Source organism: Eubacterium sp. 3_1_31, from assembly GCF_964249515.1.
GTDB classification, from domain to species: Bacteria; Bacillota_I; Bacilli_A; order Erysipelotrichales; family Erysipelotrichaceae; genus Longicatena; species Longicatena caecimuris.
This window is the reverse complement of the sequence record NZ_CAXUBY010000071.1, coordinates 1-8,986: the sequence shown is the minus strand read 5'-3', so window position 1 is coordinate 8,986 and position 8,986 is coordinate 1. Positions and strand designations below refer to the sequence as shown.

Sequence of the window (8,986 nt, the reverse complement as noted above, 5' to 3'; positions counted from 1 at the left end):
TTTTGTTCTCTTGTAAGTTTTGACATTTAAAAATGAACCCCTTTCATTTGATTGTCCAAACTTTGGGGTTCATTTCACTGTGTTGGAACTCTTTAAAGAATCAAAGATTAATTGAATAAGGTGAGTATTACTTTCCTACATTGGAAGTAATCACAATATTATGCATTCGCTCATTATTGTAAGCCGTTAGATATTTACGATCTTGTTTCATCAAGGTATCAATTGTCACAAATTGAAAACCTTGTGCATCCAATTCTTTTAACACCTTTTTAACACCTTCTACAGTCTCTTTATGAATATCGTGCATTAAGACAACTTCATAACCAACGGAAGCCCCTTTTTTAATAATACTTGTCATCATTTCCGGATTATGATTTTGCCAATCCAAGGAATCAATATCCCAACCAACCATATCTAAACCACATACGGAATCCAATGTATTACCAATTGCTCCATAAGGCGGACGGAAATAGCGAGGCTCAAAGCCGGTCGCTTTAAAGATGACATCATTTGGTTTATAAACTTCTTCACTTACTTGTTTTTTGGTTAACGTATTTGTTACAGCGATACCTTGTGAATGATCCCAAGAATGGTTACCAACTTCATGTCCGCGTTTATATACTTCTTTTACTAAATCTGGATTCAGATCCGCATTTTGTCCTAACATGAAGAAAGTTGCTCGTCCACCATATTTTTCAAATTCATCCATAATCGCTTTCGTATTTTCACTAGCCGGTCCATCATCAAAGGTAAAGGCAATTAATTTCTTTCCTTCTTTCACAGCCGGCTGCGCAGCTGGGATGATAGGATCTTTCATATAATAAGAAGGAATTTTAGCATTTGTCAAAGCTATGTATGGTTTATGATCTTCATAAACAACATCTAATGTTTTTGATGCATTTGCGTCAAAATAGAAGGAGACTTTCTTATCCTGCAAAATGAAGCTGTTCAAATTTGCAATTTTTATCTGATCTTCTTTAAAACCATTTTCTTTTGCCAGTTTTTTCAGCATCACAATATAATCACGGCGTAAAACATCTTTTACATCCATTAATTTTTTACGCTTAATATCGTAATTATAAGATACGTCTTCTTTCTTTAAGACTTTATCATTTTCATCTTTAATAACTTGATGGAAAGTTAATGTGATATAACTGTCATATAGCAGTTTACTGTCATAATCCACCATAATATATTGCATGCCGCTATGCTTTTTATCTACTTTTACATGTTTTTTCCGATAGTTAGCGACAAGATCATTCATCACTTTTTCTTGATATTCAGGATAATGTACAGATAGATAATAAACATCTTCTTCCTTCTGACTATCATGTTGCAATTCCCCATATAATTTAGTCTTTTCGTTATAAGCATCATATTTTTCATATGGATTGGTTGCTAACATCTTGATCCCCACAAAGATTCCAGCCACAATAACGATGATCCCGGCCATAATAATTGCCAAACGATCCCATCGTATGTGACTTCTTCTGCTTTTTTTATATTGTGTCATGTAAATCCTCCTGTACCCTATAGTTTTTCATATTTTCTTCATTATATCAGACATTTGTCGAATTAGGTAAAATTCTGACTGACTATTTTTGCATTCATATTGGCATGAAAAAGCTTTTTTGCATGTTGTTGTCTTAATAGAAATGTAAGAAAAGACATCTTTATTATGACATATATTTTTATAATTTTCTCTTAACTTTTCTTAAACATTTTAACATCAATTTATAATTGAAGACGAGTGCAACTAAATAAAGGCTATCAAACAACATACGGTTACAGCCATAAGATAGGTTCATTTATTATAACATGGGCAAAACTTTAGACATATGTATAATTTTCATACATACTAGCATTATAAAAATAGGAGGATTTCATATGAATGAGAAAAGTTTATATAAATTAAGTTGTGGTTTGTATATTATATCTAGCAGCTATGAAGATAAAATAAGCGGTTGTGTGGCAAATACATTGCAACAGGTGACTTCATCACCGATACAACTTAGCATTACCTTAAATAAAGAAAACTATACCGAGCAGCTTATCGAAAAAAGCGGTAAATTTAATGCGGTTGTCGTGAGTCAAAACATTGACATGGATGTAATTCGTCGTTTTGGGTTTCAATCCGGAAAGGATATCGATAAGTATGAGGGGATAACTCATCGGGAAGATAGGCAACAAATTCCATATGTCAGTGAACATACCTGTGCTTACTATACTTGCAAAGTCGTATCCCACCTGGATGTGGGAAGTCATGTAATCTTTGTTGGTGAGGTTGTTGATATGGAGGTCTTAAGCGAGGAAGAAGTCATGACCTATGCGTATTATCATCAGGTAAAAAATGGAACGACACCAAAGAAAGCATCCAGTTATCAAGAACAAACAGAAAAACATGGCTGGCGCTGTAGTATTTGCGGCTATCTTTATGAAGGAGAAGTATTGCCACAGGATTATATTTGTCCAATCTGTGGAGCACCGGCAGCGGTCTTTGAAAAAATCTAGACAAGGGAAACAGGAGTGTGTAGGAGGCATAACGCTCCTGTTTTTTCTAAGCTGTTTTCTGTATGCGATACATGGTACAATAAAAGAAAATAAACGACAGATAAAAAGGATGAAACTGCTTGCCCTCCTGTGCAGGGGAGGTGTTACAGTAGAGAGGAAGGGAGGTCTATCATGTATAAAATCAGCGAATTTTCTAATATCACACAACTCAGCATAAAAGCTTTACGTTATTATGATGAGGAAGGACTATTAGTACCAAGTCAACGCAATGAGCAACAACACCGCTTATATAGCGATAAGGATTATGAAACAGCCAGACGAATTAGCATGCTGCGAGAATTTCATTTTTCTATTCAGGAAATGAAGGATGTTTTACAAAACTGTGAGAATGATGAGGACATCTGTTATTATCTTCAGGAAAAGATGGCATTGATCAAGAAAAATATTTTGGAAGAAAAAGCCTGTATGAAAGCGATGGATAGCTATCTAAAAGAACGCGATTTCACGAAGCAGGCCAATGCCCTCTACCAGATTCAAGAAGAAATATGCGAAAAGATTCAGTATGCCGCTATCCCTTTTCAAGGCAGTTATGATAAAATCAAAACTTATGTCCAACGCTTGTATAAAGAGTTAAAAGGAAATACAAAAGGTGCTATCTTTCAAATATATTTTGAGGAGGCTTATGATGAAATGATGGCAAGCAGAGTGTGTGTAGCTTTAAAGAAAGAGATAAAAACAGTTCCTAATGATTTTTTTATTGGGCAGATTCAGGCACGGCCAGTTCTCTCTTTATATCATATTGGCAGCTATGAAACGCTGCACATCGGCTATAAAGCCTTACTGGATTATGCGCAAGAACATCATTTGCATCTGCAATTGCCATATTGGCAGCATTATGAAAAAGGGCCGGGTATCGTGTTAAAGGGAAATCCGGATAAATATGTAACAAAGATCATTGTGCCATATGAAAGGGGATGAAAGAATGTTAGTAGCAGGAAAGGAAAGTGAAGAGGAAACTGTAAAAGTGGTTAAAGGAGATCATGAAAAACGGTTGGAAGATGGAAGAGAAAGGATATCAGAAGATGGCAAGGGAAGAATGTCAGAAAATAAAAAGGAAAGCATATCGGAAGATGGAGTAGAAAGAAGAGTAGAGGAGTTAAAAAGAGAATTAGCCAAAAAAGATGCAGTCGCAACTTATCGGTGTTTGCAAAATGATCCTATAGTGTTAAAAGATTTGTGCGACATCATGGAATATGATCCATCTGCTTTAAAATACCAAGCGCAAAAAGTAGTCATGGAATTTGCCAAACATCAGCCCTTGGCAGTCTTTGCATACCATGATCAATGCAAAAGGTTATTGCACCATGAAAATGCTTTTTTGCGTTATGGGATGGTTTCCATCATTGCCATGCTGATGCAGGTGGGAAATCAGGAAATGGCTTCTTCTTTTCGGGAATGCTATATGGAAAATCTAATGACACAGGAGATCGCTGCTTTTGGAAATACAATCAAGGGGATGCCGGCCTTGTTGCAATGGTTTCCCGAAGAGGAAAAGAAGCTTCTTATGTGTGCGCAAAACATTAATAATCATGTATTTTATCATCATGGACAAGTATCGATACCATGTCAAATGGCCGCTAGACGTCAAATATTAGGATTTTTAAAGGATTGGTTTCGTAAAAGTGCTTATCCTAAGGAGTGGAAAGATTTTATTAATGAATGTGCTATGTGTCAGGAGAATAAGGTACAAAAAGCAGCCAAACAAGTCATGCGAATGTTAAATAAAAAAGTGGTAAAAGAATGATTCATGTCGTGATAACCAATATAACAACAGATGAAGGAGGAGGTTTCTCAATGATAACATCACCTTTAGCAAAGGTTTATGAGGCGTATAGTGCAGTTGCGGATGGCAGAGTAGAAATGAAAGAGGATGAAGCGTATGTAATTTCCAGTGATCATACGAAAAAGTATACGGTACGCTTTTTAGAAAATACCTATTCTTCGAATGATAATGCGACTATTTGGCAGCATTATGCAGGCTATCCAATCATAGCGGTCGTGTTGATGCAAGGAAAGGTAGCGATAAGAAAAGAAATCTTATCATATTTTAAGGATGTAAATTGGAAACTGCTGAATACAAAGTATAATAATAATTATCAAGAGGCGATTGCAGCATTCTTCAAGGAAAAACAGATTCATGAAGATACACAAAATATGATTAAGCAGGTAATGGAAGAAACGTACGAAGAATTCTGCGAACTTTCCTTTGTGATTAAAGGAAATCGCGCAAAAAAGATTATGATAGAAGATGGTGTTTAAAGGTACTATGGAAAATGATTACCACCTATATCTGTGTAAAGATACTATGATAAGTGTAGTTTGCGTAAAAGTGTTGAAGTCAAACATAGGATTTCAGCACTTTTCTTTACGGAAAAGGCGTGCATGAGAGAAGATGTAAGATTTTCTAATAGAAATTACAATCCAATCGTGCAACCGTTTACAGATTATGGTAAACTGTTTATGAAGAAAAGAAGGAGAAAATGAATATGAAACAAGACATGATTGTAATTCTAGATTTGGGCAGCAGTGAAAACACTAGATTAGCTCGTGAAATTCGTGAATTAGGTGTGTATAGTGAAATTTATCCACATGATATCACGAAGGAAGAACTGGTAAAATTGCCAAATGTGAAGGGTATTATCATTAATGGTGGACCTAATCATATCGTAGACGGTGAACGTATTGATGTTGATGCGCATGTTTATGCACACGGTTATTCGGTAATGGCAGTTGCACATGAATTGGCAACATGTGAGGATGTATTGGATGCATGGAGTGAGGATAAGGAAGAGCGTCTTGCTGTTTTAAAGAAGTTTGTATTTGATGATTGTAAATGTGAAACAAATTGGAATATGAAAAACTTTATCGCGGATCAAGTAGAGTTGATTCGTGAACAGGTAAAGGATAAAAAAGTATTACTGGCATTATCTGGTGGTGTGGATAGTTCCGTTGTGGCAGCTTTATTGATTAAAGCAATTGGTAAACAATTAGTATGTGTACACGTAAACCATGGCTTGATGCGCAAAGGTGAGTCAGAAAGTGTTGTGGAAGTGTTTAAAAATCAATTGGATGCGAATCTGATTTATGTTGATGCGAGTGAAAGATTCTTAGGAAAATTGGAAAATGTTGCGGATCCTGAAAAGAAACGTAAGATTATCGGCACGGAATTTATTCGTGTATTTGAAGAAGAGGCAAGAAAGCTGGAGGGTATTGATTACCTAGCACAGGGTACTATTTATCCAGATATTGTCGAAAGTGGTACAAAAACGGCAAAAATGGTTAAATCTCATCATAATGTTGGAGGATTGCCTGAAGATCTTGGGTTTGCGTTAGTGGAGCCATTGCGTCAGCTGTTTAAGGATGAGGTACGTGCATGTGGTCTTGAATTGGGGTTACCGGATGAGATGGTATTCCGTCAGCCGTTCCCTGGCCCAGGTTTGGGTGTGCGTTGTTTAGGAGCTATTACGAAGGAGCGCTTAGAGGCAGTGCGTGAGGCGGATGCGATCTTGCGTGAGGAATTCCATAATGCAGGATTGGATAAAAAGGTTTGGCAGTATTTCACAGTTGTTCCTGATTTTAAATCTGTAGGTGTACGTGATAATGCGAGATGTTTTGAATATCCTGTGATTTTACGTGCGGTGAATACGGTGGATGCCATGACGGCGACGATTGAGCAGATTGACTGGCCGGTATTGTTGAAGATAACGGATCGTATCTTGAAGGAAGTTAAGAATGTGAATCGTGTTTGTTATGACCTGTCACCAAAACCTACGGCGACCATTGAGTGGGAATAAATTTAACTATTTAATAAGTTGGTGCGAATGGGAAGCATACATAAAAAAGCTAAGAGATTCGCACCAATTTTTTTGTATCATATGTTGTAATTTATAGAAAATAATTGAAGAAGTATTAAGAAAGTATATAAAATTTATACATTTCTTCTTTAAATGGTATGTTTTACATGAAGATTTGCGTCGTACCTCTTATGAGGTACGTGAGTTGAAATGCAAGCAATAGATTGGAGTGATGAAGATGAATGTCGTACCTCTTATGAGGTACGTGAGTTGAAATGCTCATAACCCTGTCGACGAGTCCTGAATGCCAGTCGTACCTCTTATGAGGTACGCGAGTTGAAATATCGCTAGAGTTTGTTCCACCTTTTATCTTTAGTCCTGTCGTACCTCTTATGAGGTACGTGAGTTGAAATAACCTTTACTTTTGCTTTAGCAGGAGTTTTTAGCTCGTCGTACTTCTTATGAGGTACGTGAGTTGAAATGATTTAACGAACATCATAAACCAAATGAACAAGTGTCGTACCTCTTATGAGGTACGTGAGTTGAAATGATACCTTTCTGCAGCAGGTAGATGATCTACAGGTCGTACCTCTTATGAGGTACGTGAGTTGAAATGACCATTTTTTGAAATAATCTTCCAGTACGCTGATGTCGTACCTCTTATGAGGTACGTGAGTTGAAATGAAGTAAATAAAGCAGATGAAGTTATCAGCGAAGGTCGCATCTTGTAAGAAGCGTGAGTTGAAATGATAAAGTATTCGATAGAGCACTCTATGAGAAACGCCGCATTCGCGAGATGTGTGAGTTGAAATTGAATCGTACATAATTATTTGTCAAAGTGTCGCATCTTATGAGGTACGTGAGTTGAAATGTTGCATTTGGATTCATGTAAGTTATAACATTTATACAAATGTATAATTTCCTCTTCATTAAGATTTTTAAGGATTAGTAACACCATCGGCATGCACATGAATCCAAACACACCAAATAATTTACCACCTGCATACATACATAACAGCATTAACAAAGGATGCAGTCCTAACTGCTTTCCCATTAATTTAGGTTCTACTATATTACGTATTAAAGTAATAATTAAATATAATATTAATAATCCTATGGCTAGTTTATGTTGTCCTTGAACATAAGAAAACAGAATCCATGGTATCATAATACCGCCGGTACCTAATATTGGAAGTACATCAAAAATCGTTATGCCTAAGGCTATTAGCCAGGCTTTTTTTATATCTAAAATAGAAAGACCTATGACTAATTCAAAGAATGTTAATAGCATTAATTTGATTGTAGCTATAAACATGTTTAAAAAGGTATGAGTGGCAAAATAACGTATAGATAATATGATTTTTTGTGTTTCTGGTGAGAACTGTTGAAAAAAGAAATTAGAAAGGTTATGGTAATCAGAAGTAAAAAAGAAGCTGGAAAATATGGCTATAAAAAAGGTTAAAAGGAATTTAGGTACTGAAGATAGTAAATTACTTAATATGCTTAGAATGTTTTGCGATAAGTCGGTAACAAATCCTGAAAGAAAATTTTGTAGTCCTTCCCAAATGGATGTGATGGCACTTGATATCGCCCCATCATAATCCTTCCAAACTACTTGGACATGAGAGAAAGAATCTTGAAGAAAAGGTTCCATCGTGTTTTGATACCATTCGGGTATTTTAACAAGCACATCTTGCGTCCAAAAGTATATCTTCATACCGCAATAACTTAATATAACACCTAATAATGCATAAAAAAATAAAATGATGACAATGCTCCAAAACTTTTCATGTCCCTTTGTAATCCTGACAAAAATACGGATAATGGGACGTAACATAAAGGCTATGAAAAAACCAAGAATGAATGGTAAAAGGTAGGGAATGATATATTGAAAAAAGACATAAAAAAGGAGCATTAGAATGGAAAAATACAGAAAACGAATGATAAAGGCTCGTTGTTTTTCTGTATCCATTCTGCACCCTCCTTTATGAATGATTCATTTTATGAAACATAGAGAAATAGGTTTTCATATAAAGCAGGAACGAAATCAGTAAGAATATGGCTGTAATGAGTAAAAGGATATCTGAGTATATAGTGTTTTTAATTGGCAACAAGAGCAGTAGAAACATTGTAACATAGAAAACTGCCGTCGATACCTTACCAAACCACTGCGCACCGTTCATATAACCGCCTTTTTTTCTCATATACAGCCAACATAAGAACATACTGGTTTCTTTGACCATGAATAACAGAAACACCCATTTCATATGCTGAATCTTGAATAGCAGTACAAATACAATAGCGAACTGCAGAAGTTTATCTGCAAAAGGATCTAACATTTTACCTACTTCACTTATTGCATTCGTATGTCTTGCGATATAGCCATCTAAGAAATCAGTAAAACCACATGCTAGGATAAGAATAGCTGCGATCAGTTGTTCATCCTGCATATAATAATATATGAAAATAGGTACTAGAATTATGCGTAGCATAGTAAGTAAATTTGGTATGGTACAAATATCTGATTTTTTTATATACATGATATTCTTGTATTATTTAATTACCCAAGAAACAGGTAATTAAATAATATCTTCCTTTCTTGGGAATTCATTAAGCTATAT

Annotated in this window: 8 protein-coding genes and 1 CRISPR repeat array; of the genes, 5 read left to right on the top strand and 3 right to left on the bottom strand. The window is 35.6% G+C overall.

What is annotated here, in order from left to right; all coding sequences use genetic code 11:
* Positions 1-127 precede the first annotated feature (127 nt).
* Entirely contained in the window at positions 128-1,513 is a 1,386-nt protein-coding gene (locus tag ACESSZ_RS15895; protein ID WP_008687408.1) for a polysaccharide deacetylase family protein, read from the bottom strand.
* Between the two features lie 374 nt (positions 1,514-1,887).
* On the opposite strand from ACESSZ_RS15895, the gene ACESSZ_RS15890 reads away from it, so the two are divergent.
* The 5 genes from ACESSZ_RS15890 (at position 1,888) to guaA (ending at position 6,365) form a co-directional block, all read left to right on the top strand.
* Positions 1,888-2,511: a flavin reductase gene (locus ACESSZ_RS15890; RefSeq protein ID WP_008687410.1), complete on the top strand. Its 624-nt coding sequence runs from the start codon at positions 1,888-1,890 to the stop codon at positions 2,509-2,511.
* 171 nt (positions 2,512-2,682) lie between these two features.
* Positions 2,683-3,489, top strand: coding sequence for a MerR family transcriptional regulator (locus tag ACESSZ_RS15885; RefSeq protein WP_008687411.1), 807 nt, complete (start codon positions 2,683-2,685; stop codon positions 3,487-3,489).
* Between the two features lie 4 nt (positions 3,490-3,493).
* Positions 3,494-4,315 (top strand): hypothetical protein, encoded by an 822-nt coding sequence (locus ACESSZ_RS15880; protein ID WP_017144695.1) that lies wholly within the window; start codon positions 3,494-3,496, stop codon positions 4,313-4,315.
* Positions 4,316-4,365: 50 nt separating this feature from the next.
* The gene (locus ACESSZ_RS15875) at positions 4,366-4,830 is read left to right on the top strand and encodes a UCP014422 family protein (protein ID WP_008687417.1); all 465 of its coding nucleotides are present in this window, start codon (positions 4,366-4,368) and stop codon (positions 4,828-4,830) included.
* A gap of 227 nt (positions 4,831-5,057) precedes the next feature.
* A complete protein-coding gene (gene guaA / locus ACESSZ_RS15870) occupies positions 5,058-6,365 on the top strand; it encodes a glutamine-hydrolyzing GMP synthase (RefSeq protein WP_008687419.1) in 1,308 nt (435 codons plus the stop codon).
* 179 nt (positions 6,366-6,544) lie between these two features.
* Positions 6,545-7,050: direct repeats of the CRISPR family, unit length 35 nt; unit sequence GTCGTACCTCTTATGAGGTACGTGAGTTGAAATGA.
* 141 nt (positions 7,051-7,191) lie between these two features.
* On the opposite strand, the gene ytvI is transcribed toward guaA, so the two are convergent.
* Both ytvI and ACESSZ_RS15860 read right to left on the bottom strand, forming a co-directional pair.
* Entirely contained in the window at positions 7,192-8,337 is a 1,146-nt protein-coding gene (gene ytvI, locus ACESSZ_RS15865) for a sporulation integral membrane protein YtvI (RefSeq protein WP_008687420.1), read from the bottom strand.
* Between the two features lie 13 nt (positions 8,338-8,350).
* The gene (locus ACESSZ_RS15860; RefSeq protein WP_008687421.1) at positions 8,351-8,905 is read right to left on the bottom strand and encodes a CDP-alcohol phosphatidyltransferase family protein; all 555 of its coding nucleotides are present in this window, start codon (positions 8,903-8,905) and stop codon (positions 8,351-8,353) included.
* Positions 8,906-8,986 lie beyond the last annotated feature (81 nt).